Source organism: SAR202 cluster bacterium, from assembly GCA_016872355.1.
Classification (GTDB): domain Bacteria; phylum Chloroflexota; class Dehalococcoidia; order Lucifugimonadales; family VGZY01; genus VGZY01.
This window is the reverse complement of the sequence record VGZY01000003.1, coordinates 1-16,753: the sequence shown is the minus strand read 5'-3', so window position 1 is coordinate 16,753 and position 16,753 is coordinate 1. Positions and strand designations below refer to the sequence as shown.

Here is a 16,753-nt window from a genome sequence, read left to right as displayed (position 1 = left end):
CCGGCGCATGCGATTCCCGATCTGGATTATCGTCGTGTCCGCGGCCTTCACAATGGCCGCGTGCGGGACTAACGTTGCCCCGCTCGGGACGCCCCTGCCCTCGGTAGCCCCTCCCCTGACCGGCACGCCGCCGTCGCCCGTCGCGACCGCTGCTCCCCAGCAGCCCGGCCCTCCCCAGGGCATGTTGGCCGCCAGGGTGGTCCGCGTAATCGACGGCGACACCATCGAGGTTGAGCTCGATGGAAAGACCGTGGACGTGCGTTACATCGGAATCGACACCCCTGAGACCAGGTCGCCGAGAGTCAGCGTGGAGTACTTCGGCAAGGAGGCGGACGCGCGGAACAGGAGCATGGTAGAGGGGAAGATAGTGTTCCTTGAGAAGGACGTGTCGGAGACGGACCAGTTCGGGAGGCTGCTGCGGTACGTGTACGTGGGCGACGTGATGATCAACGCCGCGCTCGTCATGGAGGGCTTTGCGCAGGCGTCCACGTACCCGCCGGATGTGAAGTACTCCGACTGGTTCCGCGAGCTACAGCGCGATGCGATGGAGAGCGGGCGCGGACTCTGGGCAAGCACTGAGGAGCCGGAGACGACGCCTGTGCCGTTCGTCACGCCCACGCCGACCCGCGGCCCGGACTGCGATGCGGCCTACCCGACGGTTTGCCTGCCCTCTCCCCCACCCGACGTGGACTGCGGCGACATCGTGTACCGGCGCTTCGAAGCGCTCAAGCCGGACCCCCACCGCCTGGATGCCGACGGGAACGGCATCGCGTGCGAGGGGTAGGCTGATTACTGCCTGGCGTCATGGCGCATAAGGTTACCTGGCCAAGCAAGGATCGTTCTGTAGGCGGTGATGAGCACCGCCTCATGTTCCAACGCCGTTGCCGTGATCATCCGATCTGCGGGGTCGGCGTGGAAATCGATGAGTTGTGCTGCCCCTATGGCAATGCTGCCGGATAGAGGAATTTCCCTGATGCTGAGGCCGAGTACGCGCCGTCTCCAGTCGGAAACAGGCTCATGCATTTTCAGCCGTCCCTTCATCGACAGCGCCGCAACTTCCCAAAAAGAGATGGCTGAAACGAAAAGGGAATCGCTGCGCATAGCGTCGTCAGCCATATTCACTGACTGCCTCCCGAGGCTATGGTCAGCTCTCATCAACCAGAGAAGGGCGTTTGTGTCCAGCACGTAGCTCTTCACTTCATTGCTTCCCATTCAACGTCGATCGGCGATACGATATCTCCAGTTATCTCCAACGAACCCTTGAGGGCGCCAAAAAGCGTCTTCGGCTTCACGCGGACCGGCCCTATCTCAGACACTGGGACGCCGTTTTTCGTGATAATGATGGTCTCACCCGTCTCTGCCACCTCGTCCATTATCTGAAGGCACTTCGCTTTGAACTCGGATGCCTTGATAGTCCGCACTGCCAACCTCCCGAAATGACTATAGTCATGACCATAGTAACATTTTGGAGTCCTGCCGTGCTACCGCTCCACCATTCCCTCCGGCGTGACGCGCTTGACCCGCTCTGCGCCCAAGTAGGCCACGGCGCGCAGGGAGGCGTGGAAGGTCTCGCCGGCTTTGAGCCTCAGCGCTGTGCCGTTCTTTACCATGCTGGCAAGGCCGCCGACGCCGTAGCTAGTAAAGGGCTCCAGGCCGATGTTGTAAGTGCGCCCCCACCAGGGGTAGCCGAAGCCGCCCCCCATCTCCTGCCAGAACCACAGGTACTTGAACAGATCCACCGGATAGGAAATGCCGAAGCCGACACCCAGGCGCTGGTTTGTAACCGCGTACCAGCCCTCGGGCATCTGGGTAATGTAAGACATGTCGTGCACGCGCTGGCTCTTTGGCGGAATGCGACTGAGATCGATCATCGCGCCGTACTTGCCCTCTACCATCGGCCAGGGACCCTTCGCGCCGCCCTTGAGCCGGTTGTGCGGGTGAGAGTCCGTCTCCTGGTTGCATAGCAGGCCGCCCGCGATGTCTATGACGCAGTCTTCGCTAAGGAACGGCGGGCCGAGGGCGATGTGCTCGCCCCAGGAGGCGTGTACCTCCTCCTCGCCCTCGTTGGTCAGCGACTGCTCGATCTCCAGCACCGGCGCGCCGCTCCTGACCGTGAGCGTCTTCTCGAAGTAGAAGGGAGTGCGGGCAGTTCGTATCCAGAACTTGATGCTCGCCTTCTCCGGCGTGTCCTCCAGCACCTGGCAGTCCCACGGCGCCAGGTTCGCCTCCGCGTGGATGCCAAGGTCCGCGCCATTGTAGACGCTGTAATAGCCGCCTCCGGGGAACACGGACTGCCACCCGCCTTCATACTGGTCCAGCCAGAGGCCATTCGGCGCGCCTGAGGTTGGGACGAACTTGCGGGGGTCGCGGACACCCCACGGAGAGCGCCACATGAAATCGACGTCCGATGGCTTGTGCACAAACTGGTAGATGTCCGCGCCCTTGTCCACCAGCACAACGACGCGGATAAGCTCGTTCTCGATGACGGCCGTCTTGAGGCCGCGGAACTCCCACGCGTCCGAGACGCGGCAGCCGTAGTTACGCTCCATCTGGTAGTGCATCAGACCCTCACCTCGCGATTTTGGGATAGTTTAGCGGCAGACCTTTCACGCCCAGGTCGTACCGCGTGATATGCCACCGGCCAAGGTTGGCGCCGAGCAGGATGTCCAACTTCGGCCCGCAGAAAGCGATATTTGTTGGGCAGGCAATGAGCGTTCCCTCCCAGTCCTCGGCGACGATGTCCAGCTTGCCGCCGGGCGTCAGCCTGTATATGCGGTCCGGCCGGTAGCACGACATATAAAGATTGCCATCGACGTCGAAAGCCAGGCCGTCCGGCACGGTGCCCGGGAACTCGCGCACCGTCTCCGGCGCGCCCGCGCTGCCGTCCCGGTTGATGCGCAACCGAATCACCCGCGGCGGGTCCACGCTCATGGCTACATACAGGTAGTCGCCGCCCGGGCCCAGGCAGAGGCCGTTGGGAAAGGTGGTCGCCGCCGTGCTCCAGACCTCGGTCGCTCCGCCGGGACGAATCCGATAGATGAGCCCATCGTCCGCCTTCCAGTGGCCGGAGTCGCAGACGTAGAGGTTGCCCTCCCGGTCGAAGCCGGGATAGTTCGGCGCGAACATAGGGCGTTCTCTCGTGCCTGTGGAGTAGACCGATACCGTCCCATCGGGCGAGACCCTCTGGACGCAGCGCTTGCCGAGGTCGCAGGCATACAGGTTGCCGTCGCCGTCGAACGCCAAGCCGAGGATAAAGCCGCCCGTGCTCGCGAGCTGGCTGACCGTCCGCTTTTCGATGTCGATCCTGTAAATCTGGCCGGCCTCGCCGCCGGCGTATGCGTAGCCGTCCGGCCCCCAGGCGATCCCTTCGGGGTGGTCCAGCCCCTCCACAAGCACCGAGATCTGCCTGGAGTTATCGAGCAAAGTCATGGCGTGACCTCCCAACGACGAATGCCGGCATTCTACAGACCTTCCTCCGGCAGGAAGGCCGCATGGGTGAAGCCGCCGTCGATCATCATTGCGGCGCCGGTGATGTAGGTGGACTTGTCGCTGCACAAGAAGAGGACGAGGTCCGCGACCTCCTGCGGGTTAACCTCGCGGCCCATCGGTGTGCGCTTGAGGCGCTGGGCGCGGAGCTGCGGCTCGCGCTTGTAGACCATGTCCGTCATTGGCGTGAGTACGACTCCGGGGCAGACCGCGTTGACGTTGATCCGGTGCTTCGCCCACTCGAGTGAGAGCTGTTTTGCCAGTGCGATAAGACCGGCCTTGGCGGGGCTATACGCGCCGCGCTCGGGGACCGGCGTGACCGCCGCGATCGACGACATGAGGACGACGCGGCCGCCGTTGCCCTGCTTCACAAGCTCTCGGCCCACGGCCTGGCAGAACAGGAACGCGCCGGTCAGGTGAGTGGCCAGGCTGCTGTTCCAGGCATCCAGGCTGAGGTCCAGGACGGGGCCCTTGATGTTGTTGCCTGCGCAATGTACAAGGTAGTCCATCCGCCCGAAGTGCTCGACGCCGCGCTCAACGGAGGCGAAGACGTCGTCCTTCGAGGTCACGTCCACCTTCACCGCGAGCGCGCGGCCGCCCTTGTCCGCCACGTCCGCCGCGACTTGCTTTGCGCGGGTGAGGTCCATATCGGTGATGACGACCGCCGCCCCCTCCCGCGCGAAGGAGTGCGCGACGGTTGAACCGATGCCGCCGGCGCCTCCGGTGATAATGGCTACCTTGCCGTCGAATGAAGGCATATAGGTTTTCTCCGGTCAGACGGATAATACGTGCAACTGTGGCTATTGCCGCCACTTGTAGGGGCGCACAGCAGTGCGCCCGTCCTCGTTGACGGCCACTGCAATCGTTGGCAGGCAACGGGCGCACTGCTGTGCGCCCCTACGAAGATAGGGAATCTGGTTCTACCGGACATGGCGGTGTTGCGTCGTCACCGCCACAACATCCGGATGTTTCGACGGATTGTATGCGCGCTATTCGCACCCGTCAAGGCGGCGTCTAGCGCCGTCCGGCGCGGGCTGTGCTACAATGCCCAACGAAATCTAAGACCTCGCTCGGCAAGCCGATGCGGAACAACGAAGGAGTCATCATGAAGCTCGGTTTCTATAACGACTACGTCCCCGGCGTCGTAAAGGGAGAGAACATCGTCGATATCTCCAGCGTCATCAAGGACATTCCGCACATCAACGCCCAGACGTGGATGGCCGGCCTGATCGAAAACTTCGACAAGTATCGCGCAAAAATCGAGGCGCACGTCGCCAAGACCGAGGGCACCCCCCTCAAGCAGGTCAAGATGCGCGCGCCCCTGCCGGAGCCGGGCCGCATCGTCTGCATGGCGGGCAACTTCATGGAGAACGGCACCCGCAAGCTCGTCGCCGACCGCGACGCGTTCCTGAAGTCCCCCAGCTCCGTGATCGGCGACAAGGATACTGTTGTCCTTCCGGACTGCCCTGCGCCCCATTTCCACCACGAGGCGGAGACGGGCGTTGTAATCGGCAAGACCGCGAAGGCCGTCTCGCCCGAAAAGGCGATGGACCACGTCTTCGGGTTCGTCAACTTCATGGACGTGTCCGCGCGCGGCATCAAGCCGAACGATAACAACAGCTTCTTCTGGGGCAAGTCATGGGATACCTTCGGCCCGATGGGTCCGTTCATCGTGACGAAGGACGAGGCCGGCGACCCGCAGAAGTTCGACGTGCTCCTGACGGTGAACAAGGAAGTGCGCCAGAAGCTGAACAACAGCGACATGGGCCGCCCCGTGACGGAGGTAGTCGAATTCGCCTCCTGGGTCACGACGCTGAAGCCCGGCGACTTGGTCTCCTGCGGCACCAACCACGTGGGCCTGAGCAACATCCAGGACGGCGACGTCATCGAAATGGAGATCACCGGCCTTGGCAAGCTGACTGTCAACGTCAAGGACGAGTGGAAGCGCACGTGGCCGCGCAAGACCCTCGCCCAGATGACCGCGTTCGAGTCCACGGTCCGGTCGAAGATAGGGAAGAAGTAGCAGTGGGCAGTTAGCAGTCGGCGAAGAAACTAGCAGGGGTTGCGAATTGTCGCAACCCCTGCTCTTTGTCCTCGTACGCCGGCTTCTGGCCGACTACCAACTACTAACTTCCAACTACCGGCTGCTACTCGTACGAAATCACGCCCCTGGCGACTTCGCCACGGCCGAGAGCGGCGAACGCCTCGTTGACCTCGGATAGCTTGAACTTGCAGGAGATTAGCTCGTCCAACTTCAGCTTGCCCGCCTTGTAGAGGCTGACGTAGCGGGGGATGTCCACATGAGGCTGGGCGCTGCCCAGGTAGCAGCCCATGATGACGCGCTCGTAGAAGAGCGCCCGCGCGTCCAGCGTGAGCGAGAGGTTCAGCGGCGCAGCGCCCACCCAGACGGTGGTGCCCCGGCGGCGGGTGCACATGACGCTCTGCTCGTAAGGCTTCGGAACGAGGCCGATGGCCTCGAAGGCGTAGTGCGCGCCCAGGCCGCCTGTAAGATCGATGATCTTCTTGACCGGGTCCTCTTCGCGCGCGTTGATCGTGTGGGTAGCGCCGAAGGTATTTGCGTATTGCAGCTTGTTGTCCAGCAGGTCGACGGCAATGATCTTTGCCGCGTTGGCGATGGCCGCGCCCTGGATGACGTTCAGCCCTACTCCGCCGCAGCCGAAGACGGCGACCGTTGTGCCGGCCTTTACTTTGGCCGTGTTAATGACCGCGCCGACGCCGGTGGCGACGGAGCAGCCAAGCATCGCGGCCTGCGGGAACGGCACGTCCTTGTCGATGGCGATGGCCGCCGACACTGGTACGACCGTCTTGGTGCCGAAGCCGCCGAGTCCGACCATCTGGGCCACGGTGGCGCCGGTCTTGCGGTTGGTGGGCTTCTGCGAGCCGTTCGGCATCGTTTCGCACACCTGCGGCCACCCCTGCTGGCAGTACTCGCAAGTGCCGCAGCCCGGCTTCCATGTGAGGACAACGTGGTCGCCCACCTTCAGCTTGGTAACGCCCTGCCCTACCTCTTCGACAATACCGGCGGACTCGTGGCCGAGGATGATCGGCCGGGGCATGTGCGACCATTCGCCCTTGACCACGTGCCAGTCCGAGTGGCAGACGCCGGTGGCCATCACCTTGGCTTTGACCTCTCCCGGCCCGGGGCCGGAGATTCCCAGGTCTTCAATCACCAGCGGCGTATTCCAGTCGTAAAGCACAGCGGCCTTCATGCGCGAACCCTCCGGCATTCAATGGCGTCCACAGAGGCGGACAGCACGCATTGTGGCACAAGAGGTGGAGCGGCGCCAGTCGGTCTATCGAGGCGTCAATTTCGCACCGCGCCCGCCGCTCTTCCTCCCGGTCTCCAGCTTTTTCTTTACTTCGCGTTTGACCCTGGGTGCGAGCACGGCGTCGTGGCGGGCGAGGAACACTTCGACTTCTCGCGCCATATTCATCTGAGGCGACCCTGCTAAAGCTTCTGCAGTTCGGCCTGCGGCGTTGAGACGCGACACACCTGGTTAGACCTGGCAAGAACTTCGTTATCCCACGTCACCAGTGTGTATCCGATGGCCTTCGCCAGAGCGACATAGACGGCTTCAGCGCCCCTTATGCCAAGCGAGGAAGCAATACCAGCGGCGGCGCGGGCGAACGACGCGTCCATTGATACGAGCTGAATGCCGGGCATGGCTTGAATCAGGGACGATGCCTGCATTCCCGCCTTCGGGCTTCTTGACCGGCGGGCCACGGCGCCCGATATCTCGGGCAGGATGAGCACGGGTGCCGCAAAGGGGGTCCGATCTTCGACGAGACTGAACAGCCATTTGTAGCTGGGTTCGTGGAATTCGTCCGCCTTCAGCCACCTGCTCACCCATACGTTGGCATCTATTACGTACACGTGAACGCTACTCCCTCTCATCACGCATGGCGGCCACGGCCGTAACGCCTTCCGGCCACCGGCTGCCGATTTCTTCCGAGAGCTTGTCCATCTCTGCCCACACTTCCAGCGCCAGCTCTTTCCTTGCTTCCAGGTCGGCGATGGGCTCGATTCGCGCCACGGCCTTGCCTCGGTACGTGATGATGACCGTCTCCCCTTCTTCTCTCACCCTGCGAACGATGTCGCTGGCATGCTCCCTGAGCTCTCTGACTCCGATCTCCATTGCACATCCTCCAACGGCGTTGTGACTACAAATGTAGCCACATTATACCGCATAACAAGCACCGGTTACATTGACGCTGTATAGCCGCCCTGCTACACTCGCCCCTATCCGGGTACCCCAGGGTCCAGAATGATCTGCAATGCGTGAGGCCAGAAGAACACCGTCGACGCCAGCTTCTGCAACGCGTGCGGCGCAAGGCTGGAGGCCGGACGGTCCGCCGGCCAGCCCGCTTCCAGTGAAGTGTCCTCCGCCGCCCCCGCGACCTCCGCGCAGAGGACGGCGCAGCGCTCCCCAATGCAGGCGCCGTTCGTTGGTCGGGAGCGCGAGATTGCGATGCTAACCACAGCCGTGGACGACACGGTCGAGGGCCGCGGGAGACTGGTGATGCTGGTGGGGGAGCCGGGCATCGGCAAGACGCGGACTGCGACGGAGCTGGCGCGGTATGCGGAGCGTCGCGGCGCGGCGGTCTACTGGGGCAGGAGCTACGAGGGCGAGGGCGCGCCGCCGTACTGGATCTGGGTGCAGCCGCTCAGGGCGATCATCCTGCAGTCCACGCCGGAGCAGCTCGCGAACGAATTGGGACGGGGCGCCGCAGAGGTGACCCAGATCGTGCCCGAACTGCGCGACAAGCTGCCGGGCATCCCGGCGCCGTCCGTCGTCGACAGCCCTGAGCAGGCCCAGTTCCGCCTTTTCGACGCCGTTTCGACGTTCCTCCGCCAGGCAAGCGCGAGGAGGCCGGTGCTCCTTGTGCTCGACAACCTCCACGCTGCGCCGGCGTCTTCCCTGCTGCTACTGGAGTTCCTCTCGCCGGAGCTTTCGGCCAGCAGCCTGATGCTGCTGGGTACCTACCTGGACGTTGAGCTTACGCGTCGCCACCCACTCACACTCACTCTCGGCGAGCTGAACCGCCAGCAGCTCTTCCAGCGCATCGCGCTGCGCAGGCTGCCGCGTGCGGAGGTTGCGGCGTACGTAGAGGCGGTCGTCGGCGCGCCGCCCTCTTCCGGACTGGTGGATACGCTCTTTGCGCAGACGGAGGGCAACCCGTTCTTCGTCTCTGAGCTCGTGCGGCTTCTCGGGCAGGAAGGAGCGCTCGGTGGCGCGGATGGCGAGGTTGCCGTGGACTGGCAGTCGCGCATCCCGGAAGGAATAGTCGAAGTGATCGGGAGGAGGCTGGACCGCCTCTCACGGGACGCCAACCGGGTCCTCTCGCTCGCGTCCGTGATCGGCCGCGAGTTCTCTTTTCGCCAGCTGGATATGTTCATCGACGACATGGCAGTCGACCGCCTGCTGGACACGATCGACGAGGCGCTGGCAGCGCGCCTTATCGAAGAGGCGGAAGACGCGTCCGATCGCTACCGGTTCACCCACCACCTGATTCAGCAGACTCTGCTGAACGAGCTTTCTACGACGCGGCGTGTAAGGACGCACGGGCGCATCGCCGAGGGGCTCAATAAGCTCTACGCGGGCGATATCGAGTCGCACTCCGCGGAGCTTGCGTTCCACTTCCGGGAGGCGGAAGCCGCGCTTGGCGCTGAAAAGGTAGTGAAGTACTCACTAATCGCAGGCGAGCGCGCAATTGCCAGGCTGGCCTACAGGGACGCGCTGACGTACTTCCAGCGGGCGCTTGCCTCGAAGCTGGGCCGCACGGGCATGGAGCACGGCGCAGTAGTCGCGCATGATGCAGAGATGGCCGCCATCCTCTTCGGGCTGGGCCGCGCGCAGGCCGCCACGGCGCAGCGGCACCAGATGCAAGAGGCCGTGGCATCGCTGGTGCACGCCTTCGACTACTATGTGAAGGCCGGCGATATCGAGCACGCGGTCAGGGTGGCCCAGTACCCTGTCATTCCAATAACCGGCGTGACAGGCCTTTCCAGCCTCATAGAGCGGGTCCTTGGGCTGGTCCCGCCGGACTCGCACGAGTCGGGTCGGCTCCGGAGTCGCCAGGTGCGCGTATTGGGCCTGGAAATGGGGGACTACGCCGGGGCCATGGAGTCGTTCGACAGGGCAATCGCGATCGCCCGGCGAGAGAACGACACGGCCCTGCAAATCCAGGCTCTTGCCGAGGCCGCGAGCGTAGACGGCTACCATCTGCGGCTGCACGACGCCCTGCAAAAAAGCATGGCGGCGATGGAGCCGGCGCGCGACGCGGACGAGCCGCACGCCATGTTCGTCGCCCATAACTGGGCGGCATCCGTGCTGATGGCGATGGGGGAAGTGGACCGCGCCCGGTCATACGCGCAGGAGAGCCTCGCGATCGCCGGCAGGCTGCACGACAGCCACCGCATCTCCGGCTCGCTGGATACCCTGGCGTGCCTTGCGCGGCTGGAAGGCAAGCTGGACATCGCCCGCGCATACAACGACCGAGGCCTGTCCGAGACGCCGACGGACGCCCGACTCCTGGCTTTCAGGGCGATGGTTGAGTTCGAGACCGGCAACACGCAGGCAGCGGAGCCGTACCTGGGAAAGCTGCTCAGCTCAGCTCGGGCCTCGAGGCCGGGCCCCATCTTTTTGAACGCTTACGTGGCAATGGTCGCTCCGCTCGTCGCTCGCAAAGCGCCGGAGCGCTCCTCACAGCTCGCAGGGGTCGCTCGGACGGCAATAGACGCCGTGCTCTCGTCACACGTCGCGACTCCGAGCGTGCTCCTCTTTGCCCACATTGGTAAAGGGCTGCTTGCCGTTGAAGCTGGGGACGCCGTTGAGGCACGCCGACAGTACTCGGCCATTGAGCCGCACAAGGGGACGTTCGTGTACGGCGGCCTGACGACGGTCGACCGCATACTCGGACTGCTCGCCGCGGCGGGCGGCAACACGCAGCTCGCGCTTCGGCACTTCAACGACTCCGCCGCGCTGTGCGTGAGGGCGGGTCACTTCGCTGGCAAGGCTCGGGCCCTCGTGGACACCGCAGAGGCTGAACTTGCGATGGGCCGGTCGGGCGAAAGGGCCGATGCCGCATCAACGTTGGAGGAGGCCCTCGACCTCGCCGGGCGGCTGGGCCTGCGTCCCATGCAGGACCGCATCTCCGCCCTTAAGGAGCGTTACGGAGTCCGCCGGCCGGCGCCGAGCGAATTCCCGAACGGACTGACGGCCCGAGAGGTGGAGGTCCTGCGCTGCGTTGCCGAGGGCAAGAGCAACCCCGAAATAGCCCGTGAGTTATACATTAGCCTCAATACTGTGACCCGCCACGTAAGCCACATTTTCCAGAAGACCGGCGCGACAAACCGCGCCGAGGCCGCCGTTTACGCCACCGGGCACAACTTCGCCTGATTTCGCCCGACTGAACAACACTGTTATTTGCCGGACCCCCAGCCTCGAGCCAGGAATCACAGAGTTATGTGATTCCAACCGGCGCGCTCCCCTGTAGATTACATATCGCGGTCAGGAATACTGTTGCTGCGAATCGAGGGAGAAAGATGCTGCTCAAAGAAAAGAAGCTGGTTGCAAAGCTAAGCCTCGCGAACGACTCGTACTGGCTCGGGGAAACGATGGACCTGGCGGTGACGCTGGACTCCTACGAAGACCTGGACATCCGCGAAGGGCGCATTGACCTGATCTGCCAGGAGGAGTCCACGGACGGCTCGTTCGAGTCCGGCGAGCCGAGGAAGGTGTATGTGCACTCCACGATTGTGTTCCTCAGAAACGAGAGGCTGGCGGCGGGAGACACGCGCGTCTACACCCCTCGCCTGCCCATCAAGCGCACGCCGCCCGTAAACTACCGCCCCACCCGTGGCATAGACGGCCGCAGGGCGTGGTCGTTCCGGTGGAAAGTCGTAGCCCTCTTCGACGTCTCGACCGGACGCGACATCCGCACACAGAAGACTGTGCAGGTATTCGTCTAGACTTCGCATTGCGGCGGGCTGTTATTGTAAGATTCACTTGTTGAGGCCGATACTCCACACGGGAGGCACCAATGGCTATCATCAATTTCCTGAAAGACTACGAGCGCATGGCCCGCTTCAAGTGGGGCAAGTTCGAGGGCATGAAAGGCCCCGGCCCGGTGCTTGTAATACCACTCATCCACTCCAGCGCCAAGCTGGACCTTCGCACGGAAGTGATCGACGTCCCGCGCCAGACGAACATCACAAAGGACAACGCGCCGATAGACATCGACTTCCTGATCTACATGCGCGTTATGGCGGATCACTCCGAGCGGGCCGTCCTTGAGGTAGAAAACTACCGCGCGGCCGTAATTGGCCTTGCCACTACCACACTGCGCGCGGTAGTGGGCGACATAGACCTGGACGGCGTGCTGTCCCAGCGTGAGGCCATCAACAACCAGCTACGCGAGAAGCTGGACGCGGAGACGGAGCGGTGGGGCATCAAGGTCACGAACGTGGAAATCCGGGAGATTGAGCCGCCCAAGGACATTCAGGCCTCCATGAACAGGCAGATGTCTGCGGAGCGCCTGCGGCGCGCGGTGGTGCGCGAGGCAGAGGGCACGCGCGAGGCGGCGGTAACGGTCGCGGAAGGCGACAAGCAAGCGGCAATCCTCAAGGCAGAGGGCCGGCGGCAGGCGGAAATCCTCGCCGCCGAAGGCGACCGGCAGGCCGCGATCCTGCGCGCTGAGGGTTTCAGCTCTGCGCTGGACAAGATATATGGCGTTGCCATGGGGCTAGACTCAAACACCATGAGTCTGCAATACTTCGAAACATTGAAGCAACTAGGCGAGAGTGAATCGACCAAGTTCATATTTCCGATGGAATTCACTAACCTTCTGAAGCCTTTTGCTTCGACAGCCGGCGACGGCAAGCCCGAGAACAAGAAATAGCCAAACGCTTCACCTGAGGTGGACCGATCCTGAACTCAACAACCGGCAACACTCTTCGCAAGACGGTCATCTCAGGCCGCACGTGGCTCATCTTCTGGCTGGTCTTCTCGTTCATCCTCCTGTTAACAGGCATCATCCTGCTGAACGGGCTGGTGATCGCGTTCGGCTTCATGGGAGTTGCGGCGGCGGGTATCTCCTGGGCGTGGAACCGCTCCGCGCTGTACGGCCTTATCTACGAGCGCAAGTTCTCCGACCCGCGCATTTTCCTGGGCGACACGCTGGAGATGGACCTGCTCCTGACGAACAAGAAGATCGTCCCGCTCTCGTGGGTGAAGATCGAGGACATAGTGCCCGAGGGCGTAAAGATAGTGGAAGCGAGCAAGATTAACGACGCTCCCGCCTGGGACCTCCGTTACCTGCGTCACACTACCGCCGTCGCCTGGTACGAGCGCATCCGGTGGCGGTACAAACTCAAATTCCGCAGGCGCGGCATCTACTCCATCGGGCCGGCCAACATCGAAAGCGGCGACCCCTTCGGGTTCCTCAAGAGCAAAAACCTCACATCCCCCCCTGTTGAGGTGGTCGTTTACCCGCGCGTCTACCCTCTTATCGAGCTCGGTATCCCGCCGGCGCGGCCTCTGGGGGAGATCAAGGGCGGCAACAGGATCTTCCCCGACCCTTCCAGGCTGGCCGGTATCCGCGACTACGTGATCGGAGACCCGATCAAGACCATAGACTGGAAGGCGACCTCCAAGCTTAGCAAGCTCATGGTCCGCACCTACGAGCCCAGCTCCACCTATACGGTCGTGATATGCCTCCAGACCGACATGGTGAAGCCGCACTGGCAGAGTTACGACGCCGTGCAGCTTGAGCGTGTAATCTCCGCCGCCGCTTCCGTTGCGAAGTACTCCGCAGAGAAGCAGTACAGCGTAGGACTGTTCTGCAACGACATGCCGATCGTCGCGGGCAAGCCGATGACCGTCTCGCCCACAAACGACCCGGAAAACCTCACACAGGTGCTGAGCGCGCTTGCGGTGATTCGCACGTTCTCAATCGGCCCCATGTACGAGGTGTTGATCGACTATTCCCGGCGATTCCCCTTCGGCGCAACGATCGTGCTGGTTTCCGCCTTCCTGCCGGAGGAGATGGCGCTGACTCTGACCGATCTAAAGGCGCGCGACTACAAGCCGGTAGTTGTCTATGTGGGCAATGAGCCCTGCCCGCCCCTGCCGAACGGCATTATCCTGCACGACATAGCGGCCTATTTCAAGCAGCGGGAGGCGGCGGATGCGGCTGACCAAGCGTAACCTGCTCATCGGGGCGATCGTTCTCTCCGAGAGCGCGTGGATCTACGCCCTTCTAAACGCCTATGCGGCGGCCGGCTCATACCACGGCCCGCCGCTCACCTTCCCGGCAATCGCGGGACTGATCATTGCCGGCATGTTCTTCCGCAAGTGGACGAAGGAGTGGAAGGCTCTCGAGGTTACCTTCCTGCTCGAAGCGGCGATATTCGTGACGCTGCTGTACCTGCTGATCAGCGTGCACGTGACGGCCGACAGGGTGGACCTCACGTGGATCACCCGCCTGTTCGCGTACGGCACGCCGGAGAGCTTCCGCCCGCTGGCCATCTCCGCCATAATCGCCGGCGTGCTGCTCTGGTGGCGAGGGCGCCGGCTGGCCGTCGGCAACAACCCGGCCATGGCGCTTTCAATCGGATTCCGTGTGGGTATCGTCGTGCTGGGCGCGGTCACGATCGTCGACCTCATCAACCCGCGCGACCTGAACACGCTGCCGATGATCGTGCTGTTCTTCGCGGCGGGCCTGGGCGGCCTCAATACGGGCTTCCTGGTGACGGAGAGCAAGGAGTCGGCGAAGGCTAAGACATGGCCGAAGATGACTGCCATCGCTGTCCTGTCAGTGCTCGTCATAGGTCTGATATTCGGGACCTTCAACCAGACGCTGCTCGCCTTCCTGGCGCGGCCGGTGACGACGACGGTGTCAACCATCGCGAAGGCGATTGCGGTGGTGCTCTTCGCGCCCTTCTTCTTCGTCTACGACCTGGCCAACCGGGCCCTGGAGGCGTTCTTCAGCCGGCCGTTCAACCCGGAGCCGGCGGCCGTGGCGACGAGCACGGACGGCTTCATAACCGTCACGACAACGTTTGCGACGACGACGTCCCAGACGGGCGGCGGTAGCACGAATGCGGACTGGGTTACGACGCTGGTGTGGATAGCCATAGGTACGCTTGCGGTCGCGCTGTTTGCCTTCGTGTGTTACCTGATCTACAAGGTCGTCCAGGTGATGTTCAACAAGGAGGCCCCTCCTTCCGACGAAGGAGAGAAGGAGTCGGTCCGCGACGACGCCGACCTTGGGACGGATCTCGGAGGCCTCCTGCGGAACCTCCTGCCCAACTTCTCGTTCGGCAGGAAGAAGAAGGGCTTCAACATCCCTGACGGCCCGCCGGGCATCGTTGAGATTCTGCGGCTGTACTACCAGATGATCACCTCCGCGGAGGAGAACGAGGTCAAGCGCAGGCCGCACGACACGCCTAACGAATTCCAGCCCGCGCTGGGCCAGGTCTTCCCGCCCGATCTCGTGCGAGAGGCCACGGCCGCGTTCAACCAGGCGATGTACGGCCACACGCCTTCGGCAGACGACCGCGTCTCCCATCTGAAGTCCACCTACAAGACCGCGGAGTCCACCAAGCCCAAGCCGCCAAAGAAGGAGCCGCCAACCCAAGGCGGCGGAAAGATACGCTCCTCCGTGCCGTAGGGCGGGGTAGCGGCCGGCGATAAGTGTGAATGTAGTCTCGAGGCGAGACCAAAAGAGGCGCTCCCACCGTCAGTAAGAGCGCCTCTTGCACACTCGATACCCTCCCTTGACCTAGCAGCTCTCTTCATACGCCTTCTGGAGCCACTCGAGCACCTGTGCGTCAACCTCTGAGAGGGACCTGAGGCTGATCTGGACCGGCATTGTCTCGTGGACCCTTGACGGGACGAGGCGGCCGGACGGCTTCCCTCCGTCCAGGCGGAGCGCCAGGTCCACACGGTCGCGCGTTGTGGGGGCTATGCGTGCGAAGGTGCGCCGGGGAGTCATGAGGGAGACGTACATCTTGCGCGCCTGCACGACCACCTGACCCAGGCCTGCCGCTGCGTCGATCACTGCGTCGAAGATTGGCCGCAGCGCCGGCCTGTCCGCGTACTGCCCGTCGATCAGCTCATCTGCGGACGCCACGAGGAACGCTGGGTAGCCGACCCGCTTCATCACCAACAGCGTCTGCGCGTAGCCCGTCACGCCCTGACCGCTGAGCCATTTCCGTAGCGCTGCCTCATCGACAAACCCCTGCGCCTCCACGCGCCTGTTCCATGCGTCGAGCCCCTCGCCTGTCCTCTCCGTGAGCAGGCGAATGGACATCTCTCGCATAGCTCCCCAATCGCGCGTTTCGGGCATAGGCAGGCTCCATTTGCGGAATTTCCGGCAACGGATAAAGAGGATACAGTGAAGGGGTCAATGGCGCAAAGCCGGTCTGAAACGTTGCGTTGGCGTATCCCTTGGGATACACTAGTCCCGTGACCGAAATTCGCCAGACAGATGTCTACGCAGATTGGTTTGAGGGGTTAAGGGACCGACATGCGAGTTGTAAGTGGGAAATAATGGGATCGACTAAGACCCGGCCATGGGACGCGGCGGACCATCTGGAAACGGCCGAAGATATGGCGGAATACCTCGAGGCAGCGCTGGAGGACGGCGATCCTCAGCTTGTAGCCGCGGCTCTGGGCGACATCGCGCGGGCAAAGGGCATGGCCACGATTGCCCGTGAGGCGGGGCTGGGCCGCGAGAGTCTCTACAAGGCTTTATCGTCCGACGGCAATCCTGAGCTCGCTACCGTACTCAAAGTAGTGCGAGCGCTTGGGCTCAGGCTACACGCCGTGCCAGCGCAGAACACGACGAATTGAAGTTATTGAGGACTCGACTTTTGACTGCCGATGGACTGGCTTCGCAGGTTGTTGACTGTGAACGCGACGCGTGGACGTTAAGAAAGTGTGGCTCCGCAGATAGGACTCGAACCTATGACCAATCGGTTAACAGCCGACCGCTCTACCACTGAGCTACTGCGGAGTATGGACCTACGCTTGTGCGGGGTTGACTGGCAGAAGAACAACAGCTTTAGTATTCTAACATCCAGCTAGACTTGCTACAAGAGTTTCAGTTGGCAAGTGTCTTTGCTCAGTGATATTGTCAGTAGGTAACTGCTCAGTGAATATGTCAGTCCATGAGAGGACTACATTTGACCGAGCGAGAAGCGAAGAGAGCACAGATACTGAACCTTGTTCTGGAGGGGCGT

General features: G+C 62.7%; 17 protein-coding genes and 1 tRNA gene. 8 read left to right on the top strand and 10 right to left on the bottom strand.

The genetic code is table 11. The features are described 5' to 3' along the window. Positions 1-7 precede the first annotated feature (7 nt). Positions 8-784 carry a nuclease gene (locus FJ319_01190; GenBank protein MBM3932912.1) on the top strand — a complete coding sequence of 259 codons (777 nt, stop codon included), beginning with the start codon at positions 8-10 and terminating at the stop codon, positions 782-784. 5 nt (positions 785-789) lie between these two features. Here the strand turns inward: FJ319_01190 and FJ319_01185 are convergent, their stop codons facing one another. From FJ319_01185 to FJ319_01165, 5 genes are read right to left on the bottom strand one after another with little or no spacing between them, the layout of a single operon-like run. Next, positions 790-1,212, bottom strand: a complete 423-nt coding sequence (locus tag FJ319_01185) for a type II toxin-antitoxin system VapC family toxin (protein MBM3932911.1) — start codon at positions 1,210-1,212, stop codon at positions 790-792. Continuing rightward, entirely contained in the window at positions 1,194-1,427 is a 234-nt protein-coding gene (locus tag FJ319_01180) for a type II toxin-antitoxin system Phd/YefM family antitoxin (GenBank protein ID MBM3932910.1), read from the bottom strand. Before FJ319_01180 ends, FJ319_01185 begins: the two co-directional genes overlap by 19 nt. 54 nt (positions 1,428-1,481) lie before the next feature. After that, positions 1,482-2,561: a DUF4432 family protein gene (locus FJ319_01175; protein ID MBM3932909.1), complete on the bottom strand. Its 1,080-nt coding sequence runs from the start codon at positions 2,559-2,561 to the stop codon at positions 1,482-1,484. A 7-nt stretch (positions 2,562-2,568) separates the two neighbouring features. After that, positions 2,569-3,429: an SMP-30/gluconolactonase/LRE family protein gene (locus FJ319_01170; protein ID MBM3932908.1), complete on the bottom strand. Its 861-nt coding sequence runs from the start codon at positions 3,427-3,429 to the stop codon at positions 2,569-2,571. A 32-nt stretch (positions 3,430-3,461) separates the two neighbouring features. Further along, positions 3,462-4,244 carry an SDR family oxidoreductase gene (locus FJ319_01165; protein MBM3932907.1) on the bottom strand — a complete coding sequence of 261 codons (783 nt, stop codon included), beginning with the start codon at positions 4,242-4,244 and terminating at the stop codon, positions 3,462-3,464. 323 nt (positions 4,245-4,567) lie between these two features. On the opposite strand from FJ319_01165, the gene FJ319_01160 reads away from it, so the two are divergent. Beyond that, positions 4,568-5,509 (top strand): fumarylacetoacetate hydrolase family protein, encoded by a 942-nt coding sequence (locus FJ319_01160; protein MBM3932906.1) that lies wholly within the window; start codon positions 4,568-4,570, stop codon positions 5,507-5,509. 124 nt (positions 5,510-5,633) lie between these two features. Here FJ319_01160 and FJ319_01155 read toward each other — a convergent pair whose 3' ends face one another. The 3 genes from FJ319_01155 to FJ319_01145 all read right to left on the bottom strand — a co-directional run bounded on the left by FJ319_01155 (position 5,634) and on the right by FJ319_01145 (position 7,643). Continuing rightward, positions 5,634-6,716, bottom strand: a complete 1,083-nt coding sequence (locus tag FJ319_01155) for a Zn-dependent alcohol dehydrogenase (GenBank protein ID MBM3932905.1) — start codon at positions 6,714-6,716, stop codon at positions 5,634-5,636. 239 nt (positions 6,717-6,955) lie between these two features. After that, positions 6,956-7,405, bottom strand: a complete 450-nt coding sequence (locus tag FJ319_01150; protein MBM3932904.1) for a type II toxin-antitoxin system VapC family toxin — start codon at positions 7,403-7,405, stop codon at positions 6,956-6,958. Beyond that, positions 7,389-7,643 (bottom strand): type II toxin-antitoxin system Phd/YefM family antitoxin, encoded by a 255-nt coding sequence (locus FJ319_01145; protein ID MBM3932903.1) that lies wholly within the window; start codon positions 7,641-7,643, stop codon positions 7,389-7,391. The genes FJ319_01150 and FJ319_01145 overlap by 17 nt, the downstream gene beginning before the upstream one ends. A gap of 240 nt (positions 7,644-7,883) precedes the next feature. Between FJ319_01145 and FJ319_01140 the strand changes: the two genes are divergently transcribed. From FJ319_01140 to FJ319_01120, 5 genes are all read left to right on the top strand, one after another. Beyond that, positions 7,884-10,907 carry a hypothetical protein gene (locus tag FJ319_01140; protein ID MBM3932902.1) on the top strand — a complete coding sequence of 1,008 codons (3,024 nt, stop codon included), beginning with the start codon at positions 7,884-7,886 and terminating at the stop codon, positions 10,905-10,907. Positions 10,908-11,053: 146 nt separating this feature from the next. Beyond that, complete coding sequence (locus tag FJ319_01135; protein MBM3932901.1) at positions 11,054-11,479, top strand: hypothetical protein; 426 nt, start codon at positions 11,054-11,056, stop codon at positions 11,477-11,479. A gap of 71 nt (positions 11,480-11,550) precedes the next feature. After that, positions 11,551-12,408: an SPFH/Band 7/PHB domain protein gene (locus tag FJ319_01130; protein MBM3932900.1), complete on the top strand. Its 858-nt coding sequence runs from the start codon at positions 11,551-11,553 to the stop codon at positions 12,406-12,408. Positions 12,409-12,560: 152 nt separating this feature from the next. Then, complete coding sequence (locus tag FJ319_01125; protein ID MBM3932899.1) at positions 12,561-13,715, top strand: DUF58 domain-containing protein; 1,155 nt, start codon at positions 12,561-12,563, stop codon at positions 13,713-13,715. Next, positions 13,696-15,180, top strand: coding sequence for a DUF4129 domain-containing protein (locus tag FJ319_01120; GenBank protein MBM3932898.1), 1,485 nt, complete (start codon positions 13,696-13,698; stop codon positions 15,178-15,180). The genes FJ319_01125 and FJ319_01120 overlap by 20 nt, the downstream gene beginning before the upstream one ends. Before the next feature lie 111 nt (positions 15,181-15,291). On the opposite strand, the gene FJ319_01115 is transcribed toward FJ319_01120, so the two are convergent. Next, positions 15,292-15,858, bottom strand: a complete 567-nt coding sequence (locus FJ319_01115; GenBank protein ID MBM3932897.1) for a hypothetical protein — start codon at positions 15,856-15,858, stop codon at positions 15,292-15,294. A 203-nt stretch (positions 15,859-16,061) separates the two neighbouring features. Between FJ319_01115 and FJ319_01110 the strand changes: the two genes are divergently transcribed. Continuing rightward, complete coding sequence (locus FJ319_01110) at positions 16,062-16,364, top strand: putative addiction module antidote protein (GenBank protein MBM3932896.1); 303 nt, start codon at positions 16,062-16,064, stop codon at positions 16,362-16,364. A gap of 88 nt (positions 16,365-16,452) precedes the next feature. Here the strand turns inward: FJ319_01110 and FJ319_01105 are convergent. Next, positions 16,453-16,527, bottom strand: a tRNA-Asn gene (locus FJ319_01105). Positions 16,528-16,753: the final 226 nt, after the last annotated feature.